General features: G+C 58.1%; 26 protein-coding genes. 22 read left to right on the plus strand and 4 right to left on the minus strand.

The features are described from left to right. The first annotated feature begins 2 nt into the window (after positions 1-2). Positions 3-404, plus strand: coding sequence for a CopG family transcriptional regulator (locus ACMAUO_RS18250; protein WP_339419665.1), 402 nt, complete (start codon positions 3-5; stop codon positions 402-404). 39 nt (positions 405-443) lie between these two features. Here the strand turns inward: ACMAUO_RS18250 and ACMAUO_RS18255 are convergent, their stop codons facing one another. From ACMAUO_RS18255 to ACMAUO_RS18265, 3 genes are all read right to left on the minus strand, one after another. After that, complete coding sequence (locus tag ACMAUO_RS18255; protein ID WP_339419666.1) at positions 444-1,082, minus strand: MAE_28990/MAE_18760 family HEPN-like nuclease; 639 nt, start codon at positions 1,080-1,082, stop codon at positions 444-446. 10 nt (positions 1,083-1,092) lie between these two features. Then, entirely contained in the window at positions 1,093-2,199 is a 1,107-nt protein-coding gene (locus tag ACMAUO_RS18260) for a GmrSD restriction endonuclease domain-containing protein (RefSeq protein ID WP_420358348.1), read from the minus strand. 65 nt (positions 2,200-2,264) lie between these two features. Continuing rightward, positions 2,265-2,519: an HU family DNA-binding protein gene (locus ACMAUO_RS18265; RefSeq protein WP_339419668.1), complete on the minus strand. Its 255-nt coding sequence runs from the start codon at positions 2,517-2,519 to the stop codon at positions 2,265-2,267. 212 nt (positions 2,520-2,731) lie between these two features. On the opposite strand from ACMAUO_RS18265, the gene trbB reads away from it, so the two are divergent. The 11 genes from trbB to ACMAUO_RS18320 are packed head-to-tail and all read left to right on the plus strand — an operon-like array spanning position 2,732 to position 12,079. Then, positions 2,732-3,700 (plus strand): P-type conjugative transfer ATPase TrbB, encoded by a 969-nt coding sequence (trbB, locus tag ACMAUO_RS18270; RefSeq protein WP_339419669.1) that lies wholly within the window; start codon positions 2,732-2,734, stop codon positions 3,698-3,700. Further along, on the plus strand, positions 3,697-4,023 hold the full coding sequence (locus ACMAUO_RS18275) for a TrbC/VirB2 family type IV secretion system protein (RefSeq protein ID WP_025829632.1): 327 nt from the start codon (positions 3,697-3,699) through the stop codon (positions 4,021-4,023). Before trbB ends, ACMAUO_RS18275 begins: the two co-directional genes overlap by 4 nt. Further along, positions 4,023-4,289 (plus strand): VirB3 family type IV secretion system protein, encoded by a 267-nt coding sequence (locus ACMAUO_RS18280; protein ID WP_114726164.1) that lies wholly within the window; start codon positions 4,023-4,025, stop codon positions 4,287-4,289. The genes ACMAUO_RS18275 and ACMAUO_RS18280 overlap by 1 nt, the downstream gene beginning before the upstream one ends. Positions 4,290-4,296: 7 nt before the next feature. Beyond that, on the plus strand, positions 4,297-6,723 hold the full coding sequence (gene trbE, locus ACMAUO_RS18285) for a conjugal transfer protein TrbE (protein WP_420358349.1): 2,427 nt from the start codon (positions 4,297-4,299) through the stop codon (positions 6,721-6,723). Further along, the gene (trbJ, locus tag ACMAUO_RS18290) at positions 6,720-7,466 is read left to right on the plus strand and encodes a P-type conjugative transfer protein TrbJ (protein WP_173571231.1); all 747 of its coding nucleotides are present in this window, start codon (positions 6,720-6,722) and stop codon (positions 7,464-7,466) included. Before trbE ends, trbJ begins: the two co-directional genes overlap by 4 nt. Then, positions 7,466-7,738, plus strand: a complete 273-nt coding sequence (trbK-alt, locus tag ACMAUO_RS18295; RefSeq protein WP_420358350.1) for a putative entry exclusion protein TrbK-alt — start codon at positions 7,466-7,468, stop codon at positions 7,736-7,738. Before trbJ ends, trbK-alt begins: the two co-directional genes overlap by 1 nt. 4 nt (positions 7,739-7,742) lie before the next feature. Next, on the plus strand, positions 7,743-9,002 hold the full coding sequence (gene trbL, locus ACMAUO_RS18300) for a P-type conjugative transfer protein TrbL (RefSeq protein WP_420358351.1): 1,260 nt from the start codon (positions 7,743-7,745) through the stop codon (positions 9,000-9,002). A 2-nt stretch (positions 9,003-9,004) separates the two neighbouring features. After that, entirely contained in the window at positions 9,005-9,685 is a 681-nt protein-coding gene (gene trbF / locus ACMAUO_RS18305) for a conjugal transfer protein TrbF (RefSeq protein WP_420358352.1), read from the plus strand. Next, entirely contained in the window at positions 9,685-10,671 is a 987-nt protein-coding gene (gene trbG, locus ACMAUO_RS18310; RefSeq protein ID WP_420358353.1) for a P-type conjugative transfer protein TrbG, read from the plus strand. Before trbF ends, trbG begins: the two co-directional genes overlap by 1 nt. A 35-nt stretch (positions 10,672-10,706) precedes the next feature. Continuing rightward, positions 10,707-11,828, plus strand: a complete 1,122-nt coding sequence (locus tag ACMAUO_RS18315) for a TraB/TrbI/VirB10 family type IV secretion system protein (protein ID WP_420358354.1) — start codon at positions 10,707-10,709, stop codon at positions 11,826-11,828. After that, positions 11,825-12,079 (plus strand): DUF2274 domain-containing protein, encoded by a 255-nt coding sequence (locus tag ACMAUO_RS18320; RefSeq protein ID WP_420358355.1) that lies wholly within the window; start codon positions 11,825-11,827, stop codon positions 12,077-12,079. Before ACMAUO_RS18315 ends, ACMAUO_RS18320 begins: the two co-directional genes overlap by 4 nt. On the opposite strand, the gene ACMAUO_RS18325 is transcribed toward ACMAUO_RS18320, so the two are convergent. Next, positions 11,997-12,953 carry a LysR family transcriptional regulator gene (locus ACMAUO_RS18325; RefSeq protein ID WP_420358356.1) on the minus strand — a complete coding sequence of 319 codons (957 nt, stop codon included), beginning with the start codon at positions 12,951-12,953 and terminating at the stop codon, positions 11,997-11,999. The genes ACMAUO_RS18320 and ACMAUO_RS18325 overlap by 83 nt on opposite strands. Positions 12,954-13,247: 294 nt before the next feature. Here ACMAUO_RS18325 and ACMAUO_RS18330 point away from each other — a divergent pair, with 294 nt between their 5' ends. From ACMAUO_RS18330 to ACMAUO_RS18375, 10 genes are all read left to right on the plus strand, one after another. Further along, positions 13,248-14,324 (plus strand): alpha/beta hydrolase, encoded by a 1,077-nt coding sequence (locus ACMAUO_RS18330; RefSeq protein ID WP_420358357.1) that lies wholly within the window; start codon positions 13,248-13,250, stop codon positions 14,322-14,324. A 105-nt stretch (positions 14,325-14,429) separates the two neighbouring features. Continuing rightward, positions 14,430-15,449, plus strand: coding sequence for an alpha/beta hydrolase (locus ACMAUO_RS18335; RefSeq protein ID WP_420358358.1), 1,020 nt, complete (start codon positions 14,430-14,432; stop codon positions 15,447-15,449). Positions 15,450-15,480: 31 nt separating this feature from the next. Continuing rightward, on the plus strand, positions 15,481-15,897 hold the full coding sequence (locus ACMAUO_RS18340) for a carboxymuconolactone decarboxylase family protein (RefSeq protein WP_420358359.1): 417 nt from the start codon (positions 15,481-15,483) through the stop codon (positions 15,895-15,897). A 59-nt stretch (positions 15,898-15,956) separates the two neighbouring features. After that, entirely contained in the window at positions 15,957-16,403 is a 447-nt protein-coding gene (locus tag ACMAUO_RS18345; RefSeq protein ID WP_410368832.1) for a (R)-mandelonitrile lyase, read from the plus strand. 89 nt (positions 16,404-16,492) lie between these two features. Next, entirely contained in the window at positions 16,493-17,335 is an 843-nt protein-coding gene (locus ACMAUO_RS18350) for an oxidoreductase (RefSeq protein ID WP_410368833.1), read from the plus strand. A 261-nt stretch (positions 17,336-17,596) separates the two neighbouring features. Next, entirely contained in the window at positions 17,597-19,069 is a 1,473-nt protein-coding gene (locus tag ACMAUO_RS18355) for an MFS transporter (protein WP_410368834.1), read from the plus strand. 16 nt (positions 19,070-19,085) lie between these two features. Continuing rightward, positions 19,086-20,069: an aldo/keto reductase gene (locus ACMAUO_RS18360; protein WP_420358360.1), complete on the plus strand. Its 984-nt coding sequence runs from the start codon at positions 19,086-19,088 to the stop codon at positions 20,067-20,069. Positions 20,070-20,134: 65 nt separating this feature from the next. Then, positions 20,135-20,905, plus strand: a complete 771-nt coding sequence (locus ACMAUO_RS18365; protein ID WP_410368836.1) for an SDR family oxidoreductase — start codon at positions 20,135-20,137, stop codon at positions 20,903-20,905. A gap of 37 nt (positions 20,906-20,942) precedes the next feature. Further along, positions 20,943-21,647, plus strand: a complete 705-nt coding sequence (locus ACMAUO_RS18370; protein ID WP_420358361.1) for a YkgJ family cysteine cluster protein — start codon at positions 20,943-20,945, stop codon at positions 21,645-21,647. Between the two features lie 67 nt (positions 21,648-21,714). Continuing rightward, positions 21,715-22,896 (plus strand): aldo/keto reductase, encoded by a 1,182-nt coding sequence (locus tag ACMAUO_RS18375; RefSeq protein ID WP_420358362.1) that lies wholly within the window; start codon positions 21,715-21,717, stop codon positions 22,894-22,896. Positions 22,897-22,937 lie beyond the last annotated feature (41 nt).

Raw genomic sequence — 22,937 nt, forward strand, 5'->3', positions numbered from 1 at the left:
CCATGCGGATCAAGCACACGATCCGGCTGCCGGCTGATCTCAGCGTCAGGCTCGCTGACTACGCCGCCCGCAAGAAGGTGCCGCAGGCGCTGATCGTGGAGACGGCGTTGGCGTCGTTCCTGTCACCGGACGGGCCGGAGCGGTTAGAAGCGGCGTTAGCTCGACGACTGGACCGGATGACGCGGCAGTTGGAACGCATGGAGCGACGGGTCACGATCTCGAATGAAGCGCTCGCCGTGTTCGTGCGGTTCTGGCTGACCAGCACGCCCCCGTTGCCCGACGCGGCTCTGGCCGCGGCGCAGAGCAAGGGGCGGGAGCGCTATGACGGGTTCATTGAGGCGGTGGGACGCAGACTGGCCCGAGGGAGGAACTTGGATGAAGAAGTAAGTAGGGATTTAATATAAATAAATATATTATAAATACAGATAAATATCTGAAATTAATTAACATTTGTACGTTTCTTGAGATGCTGAATTTAATAGGTCAGTCTTATATTCACGTAATATTTTTATAATTTCGTCCGAAAGATTTTCGAACTCTCGTTGGTCTATATCGAGATATTCTCCATGAGCTATGGCATTTCGTCTTTTAACAAGGCTTTCGTCGATGAGGTTAAATTTTGTTGTGTAATTGCCGATTGGCATATTGAGCGACTTTGCTATATTAGAGAACACCTTAGATGTAAGGTTTGACTCTGTATTTATTGCTGAAGAAAGCTGAAGTCTTGCCGTATTGGAAAGTTCGGAGCGAATAAAATCAAAAACTTCTATATTCTTTTCTGCTTGGAATGATGAACTTAGTGTTGAAAGTTTTCCCTTGAGGCCAAAAACAGCAAAACAACTTTTTAACTGTTGATATGTACAGCCACGGTTATCCACGAACTGGAGATACAATTCGGAAGTGGTTTTTATAAAACCTTCCCAATGTGCATATACCAATGCAATGCCGGCTCTAATAAAAAAACGCTTTTCATGCCCATTTCTGTTTGATGCAACTTTGAATGCGGCAATTTCCTTAAGTCTCCACCCCATTTCTTTGTCCAAGGCGTCCTGTAAGTGAGCGAGTGTGCGAACATCAGCCATAACTGCAATCTCACGGCTTCAAAAAAGTTTCTGCCAAGGGCAATAAGCGTGACAAGCGCGTCGTGCCTCTGACGCCAGCACCAGAATAACGAGTGAATTTTTCATCACTCCAGAGATTTTTGGCCGCAGTCTTGATGAAATCGGATCGCTTTTCTTCTTTAAGATTTTTTATTTCTACTATGTTTTTCGATACTCCTGTTGCAATAACCTCAAAAACGGACATAAGAAATTTTCCTGAAAAGCGTTTGCCATCCCAGCGTTTAAAGGCACTCGTTCCTAAAGCTTCATCAATATATTTAAATGTATCATTGAATATAGAACCTTCTTCTTGCATCTTGTAATTTTGGTTTTGTGCCATTTTAATTACAGCATCATCTAGATATTCATGAACGTCCAGACCAGCAGTGTAAGGTACTGCTCGAAAGGCAAAGAAGCGCAGGGCTAACTCGACCCCTGCCTGTGCATCCAACGAAACAGTGGTTTGCCCAGTAGTTTTAACGAAATGTCTATTTTCCGAGTGCTCGACAAGCCATTTATAAAATTTCGGATTTAAAGAGACCGTGATACTATTCCTTACCTCCTGTGGGGTAAGAGACGAACCTCCCGTATTTAATCGTTGAAATAATTCAAATTTTGCAGAAGTATCGCTTTCTGATTTGAGTATTTCTACCCTTACGCGCGCACGTTTAATCTCGATTTGGAGTGCCTGTCCGATACCGTCTTTTGCGTTATGCTTGGAATCACTCCACTTCTTCCCATCAAGGCTTGGTAAGAAACGAGTGCCATTTAGAACAAGCGGTCCCAATTCGTCCGCTCTCTCACCTTTAAGATCACCAGTTAATTGTAAAATTGTTGATATGCGTTGCAGCCCATCGATCAACTCCCATACACCATTCTCATTCTGAAAAACAAAAATAGGGGGAATAGGAATCCCCAATATAATGGATTCTATGAAGCGAGTTTTTCTCTCGTCGTCCCAACGGAAAAGTCTCTGGAAAACTGGGTCGATTATTAATTCATTTTCTTTGTATAAATTTATTATTTCTCCAACGGACATTTCGTATCCATCGGTTACTACCTGCTTTCGTGCAGTTTTTATTTCATCTGACAAAGACATATGTAGTGATTCCGTTTGGTTGAGAATTGAATTTAGCGAGGTTTGTCGCTCGCAATATGTTTTTGTTACATCATTTTTTTTAGGATCGGACTAGCTTTAAATCGCATGGTCCTGCCAGCTTGGATCTTCAACGGTTTGCCTGTGCGGGAATTGAGCGCCCTGAGGGCCGTGAACGTCCCGAAGGACGGCAGCGTGAACCCGCCCTCCTGCTTCAGCTCGGCGACGATGGCCCCGACCAGGTCATCGGCGGTCTTGCCAGCGGCAACGCCGGTGCAGGCCAGGGAATCCTGAAGAACAGCGGCAATGAAGGCTTTGCTCATGCGGGCGCAGGTCCGTGTCGTGGTCGATTCCTGAAAAGGTAGCAGCGCCCTTTCGCCCCGTCACCGCCGAAACGGTGACACACCCCTATGCAAGTTCTTCTATCCCAGCGCCCTACGGCTCCAGAGACTTGTTGCGCTGGCGTGACCGTGCCTCTTTCTAATCGATCCCGTCGATCCATCGCCTCTCACGGGAGGCTAATCACGGGTTTCCGATGACCGTTGCGTCTTTCCGTTCTGAAGCCGTCGCCCGCGGCACGCGCATGCTGCGCACCGCCCTGGGGTCGGCGATTGCCGGGCATCTCGACGATCCGTCGATCGTCGAGGTGATGCTCAATCCCGACGGAAAGCTGTGGATCGACCGCCTCGCGGGTGGGATGGAAGACACCGGCACCCGGATCGCGCCGGCCGATGCCGAACGGATCGTCCGCCTGGTCGCCCATCACGTCGGAGCCGAGGTGCATCCCGGCAGCCCGCGTGTCTCTGCCGAACTGCCAGGAAGTGGGGAGCGGTTCGAGGGGCTGGTGCCCCCGGTGGTGGCCGCGCCCTGCTTCGCGATCCGGCGGCCGGCGGTCGCGGTGTTCTCGCTCGACGATTATGTGGCCGCCGGAATCATGACCGCCGCACAGGCCGAATTTCTGCGCCGCGCCGTCGGCGAGCGGAAAAACATCCTGGTCGCCGGCGGCACTTCCACCGGCAAGACCACGCTGGTCAACGCCCTGCTGGCCGAGATCACGCAGACCGGCGACCGGGTGGTGCTGATCGAGGACACCCGCGAACTGCAATGCGCGGCCCCTAATCTGGTCGCCTTGCGCACCAAGGACGGCGCGGCGTCGCTCTCCGACCTGGTCCGCTCCTCGCTGCGCCTGCGCCCGGACCGGATTCCGATCGGCGAGGTGCGCGGCGCCGAAGCGCTCGACCTGCTCAAGGCCTGGGGCACCGGCCATCCCGGCGGTGTCGGCACCTTGCACGCGGGCTCGGCGATCGGTGCCCTGCGCCGGCTGGAGCAACTGATCCAGGAAGCCGTCGTCACCGTGCCGCGCGCCCTGATCGCCGAGACCATCGACGTCATCGCGGTGCTGTCCGGGCGCGGCAACGCGCGCCGCCTAGCCGAACTCGCCACCGTCCAGGGCCTTACCCCGGACGGGGACTACGTCCTCGCATCTGTCGGAGATCCGTCATGACAAGCATGATCGCCCTGCGTCGCCGCTTTGCCGTGGCCGGCGCTACACTCTCGCTCGCCCTGCTGTCGGCCCCGGCTTACGCCTCGGGCTCCAGCATGCCTTGGGAAACCCCGCTCAACGAGATCCTGGAATCCGTGCAGGGGCCGGTGGCCAAGATCATCTCGGTGATCATCATCACCGTGACCGGCCTGACCCTGGCCTTCGGGGAGACCTCGGGCGGGTTCCGCCGCCTGATCCAGATCGTCTTCGGCCTGTCGATCGCCTTTGCCGCATCCAGCTTCTTCCTGTCCTTCTTCTCCTTCTCGGGCGGGGCGCTGATCTGATGGAGCCGGACGCCATCCCCGGCTTCACCGCCCCGGTGCATCGCGCCCTGATCGAGCCGATCCTGCTCGGCGGGGCGCCGCGCACGGTGGCCATCGTCAACGGCACGCTGTCGGCGGCAATCGGTCTCGGCCTGCGGTTATGGATCGCCGGCGGGATCTTCTGGCTGGTCGGCCATCTTGCCGCCGTCTGGGCGGCCAAGCGTGATCCCGCCTTCGTCGACGTGGTGCGCCGGCATCTGCGCTATCCCACCCATCTGGTCGGGTGAGGGCGCCATGATGAACCTCGCCGAATACCGTCATCGCCGCGACCGGCTGGCCGATTTCCTGCCCTGGGCGGCATTTGTCGCGAAGGGCGTGGTGCTGAACAAGGACGGTGCCTTCCAGCGTACCGCGCGCTTTCGCGGTCCCGACCTGGACTCCTCGACCGCGTCCGAACTGGTCGCGATCACGTCCCGCCTGAACAACGCGCTGCGTCGTCTCGGCTCCGGCTGGGCCATTTTCGTGGAAGCGCAGCGCCGCCCGGCACGCGGCTATCCCACCAGTCCGTTCCCCGACCCCGCGTCCGAACTGGTGGATGCAGAGCGCCGGGCACAGTTCGAGGAAGAGGGCGCCCATTACGAGAGCCATTATTTCCTGACCCTGGTCTGGCTGCCGCCAGCGGACGACGCCGCCCGCGCCGAAGCCTGGCTCTACGAGAACCGCGCCCGTGGCGGCTCCGACTGGCAGGCGGTGGTCGCGGGCTTCATCGACCAGACCGACCGGGTGCTGGCGCTGCTCGACGGCTTCATGCCCGAGGCCGACTGGCTCGATGACGGCGAAACGCTGACCTATCTCCATTCCTGCATCTCCACGCGCCTGCAGCGGGTCCGGGTGCCGGAAATCCCGATGCACCTCGATGCCATCCTGGTCGACGACGAACTCACCGGCGGGCTGGAGCCCCGATTGGGCGATGCCCATTTGCGCACGCTCACCGTCACCGGCTTTCCCACCCAGACCTGGCCGGGGCTGCTCGACGAACTGAATCGGCTGGCCTTTCCCTATCGCTGGTCGACCCGGGCCATCTGCCTCGACCGCACCGATGCCACGAAAGTACTGGGTCGGATCCGGCGGCAATGGTTCGCCAAGCGCAAATCGATCATGGCCATCCTCAAGGAGGTGATGACCAACGAGGCGTCGGTGCTGCTGGATTCCGACGCCGCCAACAAGGCCGCCGACGCCGATGCGGCGTTGCAGGAACTCGGCACCGACCAGGTCGGCCAGGCCTATGTCACCGCCACCGTCACGGTATGGGACGAGGATCCTGTCATTGCCGCCGACCGGCTGCGTCTGGTGGAAAAGACCATCCAGGGCCGCGACTTCACCTGCATGCGCGAGAGCGTCAATGCGCTCGAAGCCTGGTTCGGCAGTCTGCCGGGGCATGTCTACGCCAATGTCCGCCAGCCCTGCATCTCGACCCTGAACCTCGCGCACATGATCCCGCTCTCCGCGGTGTGGGCGGGGCCGGAGCGCGACGGGCATTTCGCCGCCCCGCCGCTGTTCTATGCTCGCACCGAGGGCTCGACCCCGTTCCGCTTCGCACTCCACGTCGGCGATGTCGGCCATACGCTGATCGCCGGGCCAACGGGGGCGGGCAAGTCCGTGCTGCTGGCCTTCATGGCGATGCAGTTCCGCCGCTATGCCGGGGCGCAGATCTTCGCCTTCGATTTCGGCGGTTCGATCCGCGCGGCTACCCTGGCGATGGGTGGCGACTGGCACGATCTCGGTGGCGCGCTGGCGGGAGGGGAGAGCGACCACGTCGCGTTGCAGCCGCTGGCGCGGATCGACGAGCTGGGCGAACGGGCCTGGGCGGCGGAATGGGTGGCGATGCTGCTGGAGCGCGAGGGCGTCACCATCGCGCCCGACCTCAAGGAACATTTGTGGTCGGCGCTGACCTCGCTGGCCTCCGCCCCGGTCGCGGAACGCACTCTTACCGGCCTGTCGGCGCTGCTTCAATCACTGGCGCTGAAGCAGGCGTTGCAGCCTTATTGTGTTGGTGGCCCGTGGGGACAGTTGCTCGACGCCGAGCATGAACGTCTCGGCGTCGCCGATATCCAGGCCTTCGAGATCGAGGGGCTGATCGGCTCCGGCGCGGCGTCCGCCGTGCTGTCCTATCTGTTCCACCGCATCGAGGACAGCTTTGATGGCAGCCCGACGCTGCTGATCATCGACGAGGGTTGGCTGGCGCTGGATGATCGCGCCTTCGCCGGACAGCTCCGGGAATGGCTGAAGACGCTGCGCAAGAAGAACGCCTCCGTCATCTTCGCCACCCAGTCGCTGGCCGATATCGATGCCAGTCCGATCGCCCCCGCGCTGATCGAAAGCTGCCCGACCCGTATATTCCTGCCCAACGACCGGGCGCTGGAGCCGCAGATCACCGCGATCTATCGCCGGTTCGGGTTGAACGACCGGCAGATCGAGATCCTTAGCCGGGCGACACCCAAGCGCGACTATTACTGTCAGTCCCGTCGCGGCAACCGGTTGTTCGATCTCGGCCTATCCGAGGTGGCGCTGGCTTTCACCGCCGCGTCGTCACCCGACGACCAGACCGCCATCGACCGGATTTTTTCCCGTCATGGCCGTGACGGGTTCGCGGCTGCCTGGCTGGCGCACAAAGGCGTCGAGTGGGCGGTCGAGATGCTCAATCCGGGAGAGGGGTCATGAGAAACATGCTGATAAAAAAATCAGCTTTCATGTTCGGCGCTGGCTTTGTGCTCCCGCTTGTCCTGAGCGCGCCGGCCCGCGCGCAATGGGCGGTCTATGACGGTGCCAATCATGTGCAGAGCGTCCTGATTGCGGCGCGGGAATTGCAGCAGGTCAACCAGCAGGCGCAGAGCCTGCTCAATGAGGCGACCATGCTGGAGAACCAGGCCCGCAATCTGACCAGTCTGCCGTTCTCCGTGCTGGCACCGCTGGAGCAGTCGATCGCGCAGACCGAGCAGATCGTCGGCCAGGCGCAGGGGCTCTCTTATAACCTGACCAGCATCGATCAGGCGTTTTCGCAGACCTATCCGCAGGCGCTGGGTAGCCCGAGTTCGGCGGCGCAGATGACCGCCGACGCCCAGACGCGATGGCAGAACGCGCGGGGCGCCTATCAGGACGGGCTGCGCGTGCAGACCGGGGCGGTGCAGAATCTCGATGCCACGCGCAGCCAGATCGACAGTCTGGTGACGTCGAGCCAGGCGGCGACGGGCGCCCTACAGGCCGCGCAATCGGGCAACCAGCTTACCGCGCTGCAGACGCGCCAGCTTGCCGACCTTACCGCAGTCGTCATGGCGATGGGCCGCGCCCAGGCGCTGGAAGGCGCGCGTCAGGAAGAGAGCGAGGAGCAGGGCAGGGCGCAACTGGCGAATTTCCTCAATTACGGGGCCGGTTATACGCCTGGCACCGCGCAGATGTTCCACTGATGCGCGGGTTACGTCTCTCCCCGCCGATCGTCTTCCGGCTCGTTGCCGTCGGACTGGTCGTTCTGATCCTGGTCGCCGCCAGCCTTCATCTCCGGCACGTTCCCCGTGACGTCGGCGTGCTGGATCTCGGGCCGCCGGGATCGCGTGACCGGTTGGCCGCCGGTCTGGCGCGTTGTCAGGCGCTCGGCATGAAGGCCGACGGCGATCCGGCCTGCGAAGCGACCTGGGCCGAGAACCGCAAGCGCTTTTTCGCGCCCGACGCGGCACGGTGACGCCATGCAGCAGGGCACCGGCGTCATCGACAATTTCCTTGCCATCTTCACCCAATATATCGATTCCGGCTTCGGTCTGGTGCAGGGCGACGTTCACTGGCTCGCCGGTGTGCTGATCACCATCGACATCACTCTGGCGGGGCTGTTCTGGGCGCTGGCGCCGGACGAGGACGTGCTGGCGCGGCTGATCCGCAAGACCCTGTTCATCGGAATGTTCGCCTTCATCATCGGCGACTTCAACGGGCTGGCGAAAATCATCTATGAGTCCTTCGCCGGGCTGGGCATCGAGGCGGGCGGCGGTCATCTCACCCAGGCGCAGCTTCTCCAGCCGGGGCGGCTGGCGCAGGTCGGCATCGATGCCGGCAAGCCGATCCTGACCTCGATCTCCTCGCTGGTCGGTTTCGTCGCCATCTTCAACAACGCGATCCAGATCGCGGTATTGCTGATTGCCTGGCTGATCGTGGTCATCAGCTTCTTTGTCATGGCGATCCAGCTTTTCGTGGCGCTGATCGAGTTCAAGCTGACCACACTCGCCGGGTTCGTGCTGGTGCCGTTCGGCCTGTTCGGCCGCACCGCCTTCCTCGCCGAGAAGGTGCTGGGCAACGTGGTGTCGTCCGGGATCAAGGTGCTGATGCTGGCCGTCATCGTCGGCATCGGCTCGACGGTGTTCGGCCAGTTCACCAGCGGTTTCAACAACCCGCCCACCATCAATGATGCGCTGACCCTGATTCTGGCTTCTTTGACGCTGCTCGGCCTGACCGTGTTCGGCCCGGCATTGGCCAACGGGCTGATCGCCGGTGGTCCGCAACTGGGTGCCGGGTCCGCTGTCGCTACAGCCGCCGGGGTCGTCGGTGCCGGCGTCGCTGCCGCGTCAGGGGTTGGGCTCGCTGCGGGTGCTGCGGCGGCCGCTGTGCGTGGTGGCGCCTTTGTCGCCGGAGGTGCCACCGCCGCCTATCGGGCGGGCGGCGCGGCAGGTGTGGCCAAAACCGGACTCTCCGCTGCCGCCAGCCCGCTGCGCCGCGCGGCGGCCGGTGTTCGCACCAGCTATCAGGCCGGCGGGGCGGCCGCGACCGGCGGCGCTGGTGGTGCGACCGCTTCGGGTGCTGGCGGTGGAGGGAGTGCGGCCGGCAAGCCGCCGGCCTGGGCCAGCCGGATGCAGCGCAACAACCGGATCAGGGGCGGGGCTGACGCCGCCGCGCAGGCGATCAAGGGCGGCGACCGGCCCAGTGGCGGCCACGACGTCGATCTCTCGGAAGGAGAATAGCCATGTTCCGCCGCCCTACCGTGCGTTTCGGCCGGACACCGGAGCCCGAGACGCCCTATCACAAGGCCGGACAGGTCTGGGACGACCGCATCGGCTCGGCCCGCGTCCAGGCCCGGAACTGGCGGCTGGCCTTCTTCGGCTGTCTCGCTTTAAGCGGTGGGCTTTCCGCCGGGCTGGTCTGGCAGTCGGCGCGCGGCACCATCACCCCCTGGGTGGTGCAGATCGACCATCTTGGTCAGGCGCAGGCCGTCGGTCCGGCGACCGCCGCCTATCGGCCGACCGATCCGCAGATCGCCTGGTATCTGGCGCGCTTCATTTCCGAGGTGCGCGGCATTCCCGCCGATCCGGTGGTGCTGCGGCAGAACTGGCTCGACGCCTATAACTATGTCACCGACCGCGGGGCGCTGGCCCTGAACGATTATGCCCGCACCAATGATCCCTTCAGCCGGCTCGGCAGGATGCAGGTGGCGGTCGAGATCGCCAGCGTCATCCGCGCTTCCGACGACAGCTTCCGGGTGGAATGGATCGAGCGCCGCTATGTCGATGGCGCGCTGGCCGCTACCGAGCGCTGGAGCGCGATCCTCACGATCGCAGTCCACACCCCGACCGATGCCGAACGGCTGCGCAAGAACCCGCTCGGCATCTACATCCACGCCCTCAACTGGTCCAGGGAACTCGGCTGATGCGCACCTTCACCACCATCGCGCCGTTCATGATCCTGCTGGCGCCGCTGGCGGCCTGCTCCTCATGGACGCCGCCTGCCATCAAATACGACGATACGCCCCGGCAGGCGGTCCTCACCCCGGAGCCGCCCAAGCCGGTGCGGGTGGTGGCATTGCCCGAGCCCTTGCCGCTGCCGGGACAGCTCAAGCCGATCCCAACCCGGCATGCGGCACCGGACCCGACGGATCCGCACCAGCGGGTCGAGCGCGCCAACAGCGCGGCGCGGATCCAGCCGACGCGGGCCGGTTATCTCAATGCGATCCAGGTCTATCCCTTCTCCGAGGGCGCGCTCTATCAGCTCTATGCCGCACCCGGCGAGATCACCGACATCGCGTTGCAGCCGGGCGAGAAGCTGGTCGGTTCCGGTCCGGTCGCCGCCGGCGATACCGTGCGCTGGATTATCGGCGACACCGAGAGCGGGGCAGGGGTGTCGAAACGGATTCATATCCTGCTCAAGCCGACCCGTCCGGACCTGACGACCAACCTGGTCATCAATACCGACCGGCGGACCTATCATCTGGAACTGCGCTCCGACGAGCGGACCTATATGGCCTCGGTGTCGTGGGACTATCCGCAGGACCAGATCGTTGCCCTGCGCGGCCAGGATCGCGACGCGGACCTCACGACGCCAGTCGCAACCGGTGTCGATCTCGACGCGCTGAATTTCCGCTACCGGATCGAGGGCGACGAGGCGCCGTGGCGGCCGTTGCGCGCCTTCGATGACGGGCGGCAGGTTTTTATCGAGTTTCCGACCGGTATCGCTCAGGGGGAAATGCCGCCGCTCTGGGTGATTGGCCCGCAGGGCGATGGTCAGTTGGTGAACTACCGGGTGCGCGGCAACCGGATGATCGTTGATCGCCTGTTTGCCGCCGCCGAGTTGCGGCTGGGTGCGAAGCACCAGCAGGTCGTGCGCATCGTCCGTGCCGACGGGGCGCGGCGATCGTGAGCGGGAGCACCGGAACGGGGGAGGCGGATAAACCGATGCCTCCCGTCAGGCCGCCGGGCGAGATGCGGCTGCGCACACCCCGGCCTCCCGTCACGCGGCTGTCGCGCAGGGTGATCCTCGGCCTGTCGGTCGTCGCCGTCGCCGGCATCGGCGGTGCGCTCTATCTGGCGTTGAAGCCGACGCCTCCGAAGAGTCATGCCGAACTCTATAATACTGGCAGCCGCACCACGCCCGACGGGTTGGCCAATCTGCCGGGCGACTATACCCATCCGCCGCGCCTTGGGCCGCCGTTACCTGGCGATCTTGGCCGGCCGCTGCTCAAGGCGGGGGTGCGGGCGCCCGGCATGGCGACACCGGCGGCGCCCGCCGATCCCGAGAAGCAGCGTATCGCCCAGGAACAGGAAGCGGCGCGGGTCAGCCATCTGTTCACCCAGACGCAGATGGGCCGGGATGTCGCAACGCCAGCGGCGTCTGGAGCTACCGCAGTTCCGCCCGGCAGCGTTGCCACCGATCGCAGGCAGGCGTTTCTCGATGGGCCGGTCGACCTGCGCACCGTCAGCACCGCGCGTCTGAAGCCAGCTCCCAGCCCTTATGTGCTTCAGGCGGGATCGATCATTCCCGGTGCGCTGATCACCGGCATCCGCTCTGACCTGCCGGGCGAAGTCACGGCGCAGGTCACGGAGAATGTCTATGACAGTCCGACCGGGCATATCCTGCTGATCCCGCAGGGCGCGACACTGATCGGTCGCTATGACTCCCAGATCGCTTATGGCCAGAAGCGGGTGCTGCTGGTCTGGACCCGGCTGATGCGGGGGGCCGGGGACTCGATCGTGCTGGAGAATGAGCCGGCGGCCGATGCGGCGGGCTTCGCTGGATTGCAGGATCAGACCGACAATCATTGGGGCGAGGTATTCAAGGCCGCCCTGGTGTCGACCGTGCTCAGTGTCGGCTCGGAAGCCGACATCAGTGGCGGCAACGGCATCGCCCAGGCGTTGCGCACCGGCGGCTCGCAGGGTTTCAACCAGATCGGCGAGCAGATCGTGGGACGGTCGCTGAATATCCAGCCGACCAACATCATCCGGCCGGGCTTTCCGGTGCGGGTGATGGTGCATCGCGATTTGGTTCTCTCTCCATACGGAAAGGAGGCATCGAAATGACGAAGCTTAGGCTGGGCCGCATCGAGGACGATAAGCCGGTGCGCGTTACGGTGGAACTGCCCAGCGCCGTGCATCGTGATCTGGTTGAATATGGACAACTATTAGCACGGGAAAACGGGCAGGGCGAGGTTGCTCCTATTAAGCTTATTCCACAGATGCTTGCACGCTTTATGCAAGCGGACCGGGCGTTCCAGAGATTGCGGAGAGAGACGCCAATGAAGATAAACGTGCCTGGGCCAGGCTCCGCATGAGACTTACAAACCGGCCAAGGAGAGCGTCTTCGGCTTCCAGACGCCATGCCAGATGTATATCGAAGCTATCGTTAAGACCAGCAATCGGTCGAAAAACAAGGCCTAAAGGTGAAAGATCCCGGCAAGCGGTATTAGTCAGACCGATACCGCTGCCAGAGCGAACCTGCGATAAAAGGGTAACTATGCCACCCGTATGGATTATAATATTATTGTGATGGTTGAGAGGTTCTATTCTGAAATACCAACCATATTCTTCGTATGGGTCTACTGGGACAAGAATTTTCTCTTGTAAAATATTCGTTATTGGTAAGGTCGAAAAATTACTCAAAGGATGCCCCTTGGGTAGAGTGGCAAGTAGCTTGTCATGATAAAGAACGAGCGAGGCAACGCGATCAGTCAGTGCGCAATCGGGAATGATTGCGGCGTCCACGTGCCCCTTGCCCAGCGAAGCGACGATGCTTTCTCCCTCGGGCACGTAGAGTCTAATTGGTGCTCGGGAATAATAGTCATTCCATATTCGAAACCATATTTCCAGAACTGGATGGAGGGGAGGATGAGCAACTCCAATGCGGATTTCGCCGTCAGGTAAATCCGTTTCTCCCGCTATAATATTCAATAAATACCTGGCTTCGCCAATAATGCGGCGAGTATGTCTTAGAACTTGTAATCCAGGGTGGGTAGGACGTATGCCTGTCACGCTCCGTTCGAAAAGCGTAATTCCCAGAGTGTCCTCGACCCTCGTCAATCGCCGGCTCAGCGTGGCTGCAGATACGTTAAGTGCGATGGCCGCGCGACCCAGGCTATGGGCTGTGTCGAGAACCAGCAAGGTATGGAGGTCACGTAGACTTAATGAGTGGAGACGTCTCATCGGCATTGCATTCTCCCATCCTCTAATCCGCTCCTGTTATCCATAGGTAAGCCTGCCTGTGCGGTGCTATTCTTTTTTATCGGGATCACCTGCATCAGGATCAGATGAGTCGAAGACAGGAAATGGCTTCGACACTCGCGTCATGCAGTGTGTTCCCTATGTGCAATCCTTGTTCGAAGGGCTGGCCTGCTCTTTGCTGCAATTAATTAGTATGTCTAATGATTGCATGTAGATTTAAGTATCTAATCAATGAGCGGCAATGTTGCTATTTTCACAACCTGTAGAAGGAGTGAAAATAGCATGTCGCTACACGCGCTTTCGATCATTACTTTAGCTACATTGAGTATGTTCGTTGCGCCTTTCATCTCCAATGCGCAGGCGTCACCGGATCCGATCGTTATCAGCGATCAGGGGAGTTTCGCTGTCGGCGGGAGGGTCCAGACCGTGCCCGGTTCCTTCGTCAATAACGAGCCGACCGCAGCGGGGCAGAGTTTTCACGGCGATCACCTTTACGCCTTTTATCAGGTGCCAGAACATCCCAGGCCTTTGCCGATCATCATGCTTCACGGCGCCTATGTGTCGGGGCGAAGTTGGGAGACCACCTATGATGGGCGCGAAGGCTTTCAGACGATTTTTCTGCGTCGGCGCTTCCCGGTTTACATCGTCGATCAGCCGCGGCGGGGCCGTGCCGGTAACAGCAGTGTCGGGATGACACTTGAGCCGATACCGAATGATCAGCTCTTTTTCGACCAGTTTCGTATAGGCCAGTGGCCGAAATTCTTTGACCACGTGCAGTTTGATCGCCGACCTGAGACGCTGAACCAGTTCTTTCGTGCGCTTACGCCAAATACTGGTCCCTATGATGCCACGGTTATCGCGGATGCTATGGCGGCGCTGTTTGACAAGGTCGGTCCCGCTATTCTGTTTTCTCACTCGCAGGGGGGAGAACCGGGATGGCTGACTGCCATCAGGAGTTCAAACGTCAAGGCCGTTGTTGCATTTGAACCAGGCAGTGGTTTCGTTTTTCCGCAAGGCGAGAAGCCGGCTGATATGCCGAGTGCCGCAGGTACGCTCAGGGCACAGGAAATTGCGACCACGGATTTTGCGAAACTCACACGCATTCCGATCATCATTTATTACGGCGACAATATTCCCACCAGACCGACCGCTGATCGCGGAAAGGATAACTGGCGGGTGCGTCTGGCGATGGCGAAACTGTGGGTTGCGACAATCAACCGACATGGCGGAGACGCACGGCTTGTTCACCTTCCTGAGATTGGCATCCGGGGCAACACCCATTTCCTGATGTCGGATCTCAATAATCTTGAAATTGCTGATCAGGTTTCAAAATTCCTCGCTGAAAAAAAGCTCGACTAGCAAGGCGGCGCAAAAATGACAGATCCCTTTTCCCCTCGTGGCAGGCGCGAGTTCCTTGGGACATCAGCACTTGTCCTTACCGCAGTCTCGACAGGAGTGCCTTTCATGAGCACAGCATCCGCCGAACCCACAGCCAGACCTCTGGACTACAGGAAAAACCCGTTCACGCTCGTCTATGACGGCGCGCTGACGAAGAACAAGCCCGGCAAGGTCAATATTCATCCGGTCAGATACAAGCTTCACGGGGTCGATATCGCTGCGAACGTCTACACACCCGCCGGCTACGATCCGACAAAAAAATATCCTGCGATCGTGGTGGCACATCCGAATGGCGGTGTGAAAGAACAGACTGCGGGTCTTTATGCCCAGCACCTTGCTGAAGAAGGCTATGTCACGATCGCAATGGATGCTGCCTATCAGGGTGCAAGCGGTGGCGAACCGCGCAGCGTGGATATACCTTCCAACCGTATTGAAGACATCCATGGCGCGGCAGACTTCATTTCCAGTTTTCCGGGTGTTGATGCGACACGTCTGGGGTTGTTCGGTATTTGCGGAGGGGGAGGCTACTCACTCGCCGCCGCGAAAACGGACAAGCGATTCAAGGCAGTTGCGACGTTGAGCATGTTCAATTCAGGTCGGGTACGTCGTAATGGCTTTCGGGATAGTCAGATCGATACCATCCAGAAACGTCTGGCTGACGCCTCGGCTGCGCGCGCGCAGGAAGCAGCGGGTGGAAAGGTCATTTATGCGGGTGACGCCGATCTGACGGATGCGCAGATCAATGCCCTTCCGTTTGATCTCTATCGACAGGGCTATCACTATTACTGGCGGACCAATGCGCATCCGGGCTCGACCTTCAAATATACGATGAGCAGTCTGCTGGACCTGATGCGCTGGGATGCAACTGATCAGATCGACCTGATTGATATTCCGTTGCTGATGATGGCAGGGAGCAAGGCTGACACCCTGTACATGACCGAGGATGCCTTTCCAAAAGCAACTGGTACCAAGGACAAGGAACTGTTCAGGATCGAGGGTGCGAGACATATCGAAACCTATTGGGTTCCGAAATATGTACGTCTTGCGATGGGCAAGCTGACGCCTTTCTTTGCAAGATCTGTCTGACGGGGGAGACATCCGTAGCGAGGCTTCAAAGATGAAACACATGATCCGGATATGGCGTGTGGTTGTGTCCATCCTGATGGTCGGGGGGGTATCCACGATGGCAAGCGCAGAAACAACCGATGGCATCGGTGACAAGCGGCCCTCCCGCGCGCAGCAGTTGATGGGGGATGTGGATCCCAAGCTCGCGGAACTGACCGACAAGGTGCTGCTCGGTGACGTGTGGGAACGGCCGGGGCTTGCCAAGCGTGATCGTAGCCTCATTACGGTTGCGGCGCTTATCGCGCTCAACCGGCCCGATCAGCTTCGCTCTCATATGCGGCTTGCGCGTCAGAATGGCGTGACTGAAGCCGAACTGGTGGAAACGATCACGCAACTCGCTTTCTACACAGGCTGGCCCAATGCGATCATCGCTGTCGGTATCGCACGTGAAGTCTTTCATTCGAAATGAGGTGGCGGACGAACGCGACCATCGTCGCCGTCGGATTGGCACTTCTGTCGGGAGAGGCAATGGCGGATATGACAAAGACAGAACAGCAGGACGTTTCGGTGTTGCGTGCCGGAACAGGTCCTTCAGCACAGGGCGCGTCCGACAATTTTACCGGCAATGTGCGTGTGACCGGTCGGTTCAGGGGCAATGCGCCTGCGCGCGTTGGTGGAGCAACCGTGACCTTCGAGCCAGGGGCGCGTACTGCCTGGCACACCCATCCGTTCGGTCAGACCCTGATCGTAACGCAGGGACATGGTTTCGTTCAGGAGTGGCGCCATTCCGCGCACGCTATTGGTCCTGGTGACGTCGTCTGGATTCCACCGGGGGTCAAGCATTGGCATGGTGCCGGACCGGGTGAAACAATGACGCATGTTGCCGTTGCCGAGAGTGAAAACGGCAAGTCGGTGACATGGCTGGAGAAGGTAAGTGATGACCAATATACTGCGGGAATACGTGAGGAAGAATAATAATATATAATTTTGTAGATTATATTATTTCCAAATATGGAAATCAATATGGTCTCTCAATAAACAAAGCATCTGACGTGGAGGGTTTTATGACACATTCGAACCGAACCTGGCTTATTACGGGATGTTCCACCGGGCTGGGCCGCGCGCTCGCACAGGTGCTCATCGCACGGGGGGAGCGGGTGTTCGCGTCAGCGCGCAAACCCGAATCATTGGCAGACCTTGTGGCGGACCATGACAACGCCACGGCTTTGAAGCTGGATGTGACATCAGAAGCGGATATTGCTGCTGCTGTGGAAACAGTAGAGCAGGCAGGTGGTGTGAATGTTCTCGTAAACAACGCCGGTTACGGATATCTGACGGCGTTTGAGGAAGGTGTTGAAGCCGAATACCGTGCAGAATTCGAGACCAATATGTTTGGTCTCATTGCTTTGACAAAAGCGGTTTTGCCAAAAATGCGTGAACGCATGTCAGGGCACATCATTAATATAGCATCTGTTGGAGGATTTATTGGTAATCCCGGGTCAGCGTACTATGCCGCAACGAAATTTGGTGTGGTCGGCCTGTCGGAATCCATTTCCAGGGAAGTCGGTCCCCTGGGGATCAAGGTGACAGCGGTAGAACCTGGTCCTTTCCGGACTGACTGGGCCGGACGTTCGCTCAAGTCCGCTCCAAACCCTATTCCTGCCTACGATAAGACAGTTCATGAGCGTCTGAGACAGGTGCGCGAAACCAGTGGAACACAGGTCGGTGATCCGGTTCGTGCGGCGGAGGCCATTATCATGGCTGTAGACAGTAAAGAGCCACCGCTCAATCTTGTTCTTGGGGCGCCAGGGCTGAAGATGGTCCGTGAGAAAATTGCCTCGCTCACGGCCGAACTGGATAAATGGCAGGAAGTAAGCCTGAGCGCCGATTTTCCTGATGATGCGTAACGGCGATCAAAAACGGACACGACCCAGAAGTCCCACCATTCATTAATAAGATGCTCTAATATGAGCATGTATATTATAGCGGCTAATCATCGGCAGGCTCCCTGATGTAAGGTCAGTTTCGTCTTGAGAACCTGTTTCGGTGTTTGTCTCGGGTAGCCAGATACGCGGGCCCTTCTTTCCCGCCAGATCGGGCAAGAGAAATCATCGTTGTGGCTTTTTCCTTTTCCGGTGTTCCCGGACACGAGCACAGGCCATACCATTATGTCAGCGTCATCTTCCACGCATCCCGTGAACAAGGCAGCCATCCTGACCATCATTCTGGTCAGCTACGTCATGATTGTCCTTGATATCTCGGTTGTTCTGACGGGTTTACCTAAAATTCAGCAAGATCTCGGTTTTTCAGATGTCAATCTGGCCTGGGTCCAGAGTGCTTATACCCTGACATTTGGAGGGTTCCTCCTGCTCGGTGCGAGAGCGGGTGATATTTTCGGGCGGCGGCAAATGTTCGTGGTGGGACTAAGTATTTTCACGCTTGCTTCTCTCGCGATCGGAGCATCTTTTTCCGCATCATGGATGCTGGTGTGGCGGGCAATTCAGGGAACAGGTGCCGCTGTCCTGGCGCCGTCTACATTGTCTTTGCTGCAAACGAATTTTGCAGAGGGGCATGAACGTACGCGTGCAGTATCCTATTACAGTGCTGCGGCAGGACTTTCGGCGACGGTCGGCCTGATATTAGGCGGTCTTCTTGCACAATACCTCTCCTGGCGGGTTGGCTTTTACATCAATCTGCCCATCGGGCTGGGTATGGTTGTCGCTACCCGTTTTTACATTCAGGAGACACCGAGGCACTCGGGCAAGTTCGATCTGATGGGGGCTCTGACGTCCACCGTGGGAATGAGTGCTCTGGTCTATGGTTTCATCCGCTCGGCGCATGCGGGATGGCATGATGAACAGACGATCATGTCCCTCAGTCTGGCCGTGGTGCTCCTGATGCTGTTTGTCATCATTGAACGGGCCGCCCGGCAACCAATCCTTCCCCTGTGGCTGTTTTCCAGCGCAGAACGCTCAGGCGCTTATGCAGCGCGCATACTTTACCTTGGCGCGATGGTCGGCTTCTTCTTTTTCACCACGCTCTATCTTCAGGATGTGGCGCTCTATGGTCCGGCTTTGACAGGCCTGGCGTTCGTGCCAGCGACAATTCTCCATTTCCCGTTTGCCATTGCCGTGCCGCGCCTTGTTAGGCGTTTCAGCCCGAACAGTCTTCTCGTGGTGGGCAGTTTGAGCGGGATTGCCGGTATGGCCTGGTTGAGCCAGCTTTCCATGAATTCCGGTTATCTGCTGTCTATTGCGCTGCCAATGGTGCTGATCGGGAGCAGTCAGGGCCTTACCCTCAGCCCGCTGACGTCGGCTGGCGTTGCCGGTGTGGATCATAACAGCGCAGGAGCGGCCTCAGGTGCCGTCAACGTGGCGCATCAGATTGGTAGTTCGGTCGGACTGGCCATTCTTGTCGCCGTTTCAGGTGTGGGCGGTCTGGCGCTTTCAGGACGTGAACTGATGGCATTCCGGGTCAGGTCTGCGTTCGAAGCGGGAACTGTCATGCTGGTTCTGGCATCGGTCATCATCGTCTTTGCCATTGTCCTTCCGGGCCGAAAAAAAGGGAGGCTCTCTGTCGGACGGGAGCCAGACGAAGAGACGGCGGAAGAAGCCGGTCTTTATGCAAACGAAGTGCCTTAAGCCAGGAGTGGGTTAAATGCAAAAACGGAATCTGGGGAATGCCGGTCTTGAAGTTTCGGCAATCGGTCTTGGCTGTATGGGGCTGAGCTTTGCCTATGGTCCAGCAACAGATCGCGTGGATGCGATCCGGCTTCTGCGCACGGCGGTCGAGAAAGGTGTGACTTTTTTTGATACGGCGGAAGCCTACGGTCCGTTCCTGAATGAGGACCTGCTGGGAGAGGCTCTGGAGCCCTGTCGGAACGACGTTGTCATTGCAACAAAGTTCGGATTTCAGGATGGAGACATCAGGAAGCCCCTTAACAGTCGGCCCGATCATATCCGGCACGTTGCCGAAGCATCGCTGAAGCGTTTGCGTACGGATGTCATCGACCTGTTCTATCAGCACAGGGTGGATCCGGCTGTACCGATCGAAGAAGTCGCGGGAGCGGTGCGGGATCTGATAGCAGAAGGGAAAGTCCGCCATTTCGGGCTGTCAGAAGCAGGCGTCGACACAATCCGCAGGGCTCATGCCGTGCAGCCAGTGACGGCGCTTCAGAGTGAGTATTCCATGTGGTGGCGGGAACCTGAAAAAGAAATCATCCCGACGCTGGCAGAACTCGGAATTGGGTTTGTGCCTTTCAGCCCATTGGGGAAGGGGTTTCTGACCGGAGCAATCTCGCCAGACGCCAAATTTGGTGACAATGACTTCAGACATCTTGTGCCACGTTTTTCCGCTGATGCGCTTGAGGCCAATCAGGGGCTGATTGATCTTGTTCGGGAACTCGCCGCTGGCAAAGGCGCGACGCCAGCTCAGATTGCTCTGGCATGGCTGCTGGCACAGAAGCCGTGGATCGTACCCATTCCCGGCACGACAAAGATTTTTCGTCTTGAGGAAAATATCGGAGCAGCTTCGGTCAGTTTGTCTGAGGATGAGCTTCTGAAAATGGATCAGGCTCTGTCGCAGATAAAGGTCATGGGCGATCGCTACCCTGCTTTTTTGCAAGCCATGTCGGGCCGCTAAATAACCATGCAGGCCGATCTGTCTTGAGCAGACAGGATCGCGCAACCGTCTTGAAAGTATGAGATGTGAACAAATCTCGAAAAACTCTTCTTGTTGTGGGTGCGACTGGCAGCATCGGTCGTCATGTTGTCGATGGAGCATTGCTGAAGGGGTATCGGGTCCGTGCTCTGGTCCGTCATCCCCAACGGGCTGGATTGCCAGAAGCAGTGAGCATGACTGTGGGCGATCTTACCAGGCCGGAAACACTGGCGAATGCTGTTCAGGACGTGGATGCGGTTATTTTCACCCACGGGACACATGGCAGCATCATTGAGGCAGAGCAGGTGGATTATGGCGGAGTGCTCAATATCCTCCGTCTGTTGCCTGACAGTGCGGTGCAACTGGTCCTCATGACCGCTATTGGGGTCACGGATCGTAAGGGCGCTCATGACTGGAAGCGTCGGGCAGAACGGCTTGTCCGCGCAACAGGCTCACCTTACACCATCGTTCGCCCAGGCTGGTTCGATTGCAACAAGCCGGATCAGCACCGGCTTGTCTTCCTTCAGGGTGATGCACGCCAGTCTGGAACGCCTAGCGACGGCGTTATAGCGCGTGCTGATATCGCCTATGTGCTGCTCTCCTGTCTTGAATGTGCGAGTGCCTCGGGAAAGACATTCGAACTGGTGGCGGAAACGGGGGCAAGACAGAATGATCTGGAAGAATTGTTCTGCAACTTAAAAGCTGATCAACCATACAGCATGGATGGAGCTTGTGATGTAGCGAACATGCCTCAGTCAGGTGAGCCATTGGAAGTCAATATCGCGCTTGATGCCTTTGAGCAGAAGCAGGCGCGATGATTGTTTCGGAAATTGCTCTCACCCATTGGGAGGAAACATGAGTGTTGAGACCTCCCCCTTGCAGTATCTTCGAATGAAGATCGGGAAAGCTGAATCTGAAATAACAATCTTCCTGAAAAAGGCTAACCGCGAAGCAGATCTGGTGAGACTGGGGTTCGACATACTCCGGCTGTGTGATGACGTTGCTGCCCAACTGCAACAGATCAGCCCATCGAAGGCCCTGGCGTGCAGGGAGGGGTGTGACCTATGTTGCCGTAATCTCATTCAGATCAATCCGATTTTTGCGGTTGTGGCGTTGCAGGAAGCGAGACGGTCTTTCGATGAAGAACAATTTGAGGTTCTCAAAGAGCGGCTGGTATCAGACACGCCTCACTGTCCATTTCTGTTTGATGGAAGATGCTCGATCTATTCCGTCCGTCCCCTGGTATGTCGCGGTTATTACAATCTTGACTTCGAGTTGTGTAAAATAGGTGATTATTACGAGAAAGATTCGGGATATCAGGGACAGGATGGCCATGCGGCGCATCAGCTTATGATATTTCTGTTCGTGTTGGAAAACCGCATTGAAACAATAGAAAAATCACTCGGTCTGGATACAGGCCCCGTATTCCTGAACGTGGCGGTCAGGACTCTGCTGGAACGACCGGAAACGGTCGAGGCATGGTTATCAGGTCAGAAGATTTTTCCCGGAGTTAGTGGAAATGAAGTCGTTGATAGTGCGAATGCCGTGAAAACTGCTTGATGAAATCCAGAAGAAGTTCTTGGAACCGTAAGAAGTTAACCTCTTCATATTAACAAGGGAGGCGGTAATGGTATTCGTTGCAAATAATATGCCGAAAAATAAGGAAAAATTCCTGCTGGGAAGGCGGAATTTCATGCAGAGTGCCGGTGCCATGACCGTTGTAGCAATGGCAGGTACCTTGCCGCGGAAGGCCGGGGCGCAAGCGCCCTGGGCAGGTGTGCATGTTGATGGACGACGTCAATTAGGAGCACTGGAGGTTTCAAGCGTAGGTCTTGGCTGTCAGGACATGACAGGCACGTTTTACGCAACTGCGCCGAGACGGTCTGACATGATCCAGCTTGCACGGACAGCGCATGAATACGGTGTGACGCTTTTCGATGCGGCCGAGGCTTATGGTCCGTTTGAGGTTGAACGCATCCTCGGCGAGGCACTCGGGTCTGTTCGTGACGAGGTGGTGATCAGTTCCAAATTTGGATGGAATCTGGACCTGAAAACCGGGAAATCCCTAGGAGGGCTTAATAGCAGGCCCGAGCATATCAGGCTTGCTGTCGAGGGGATGCTGAAGAGGCTTCGGACCGATCGTATCGATCTGCTTTATCAGCATCGTGTCGATCCGGCAGTTCCTATCGAAGATGTCGCAGGCACGGTCAAGGATCTGATTGCAGAGGGCAAGGTCTTACATTTTGGTCTTTCTGAACCCGGTGTAAAAACGCTTCGCCGTGCCCATGCCGTGCAGCCAGTTACGGCCGTGCAGAACGAGTATTCGATGATGGCACGCGAGCCTGAATCTGAAATCCTGCCGGTCTGCGAAGAACTTGGCATTGGTTTTGTGTGCTGGAGTCCATTGGCAATGGCTTTGCTGACAGGGGATATTTCCCTTCACACCCATTTTGCCAGGAATGATTTCAGATCTAATGTGCCCTGGTTTGCGCCCGACGCGCTTGCTGGAAACCTTGCAATGGCCGGGTTTGTGAAAGACTGGGCTCGGCGCAAGGATGCGTCACCAGCACAGATTGCTCTTGCATGGCTTATGGCCCGGAAGCCCTGGATCGTTCCGATCCCCGGCACAACAAAAATGCCCCATCTGTTCGACAATATGAGGGCGGATGCCATTCAACTGACGCCCGATGAAGTTCGGGAGATGGATACGGGTTTGGCTCACATTGTCATTCACGGTGCGCGTTTGCCTCCGGGAGTTCTGGCGCTTTCGGGAGTTGAGGCATCTGAAAAATCGCCCGCCAGTCTGTAGGCGACAAGCAGAAATTTTGCGGACGCTGTAACCGAGTATCC

This window comes from Gluconacetobacter brunescens (assembly GCF_048695475.1).
Lineage (GTDB): Bacteria > Pseudomonadota > Alphaproteobacteria > Acetobacterales > Acetobacteraceae > Gluconacetobacter.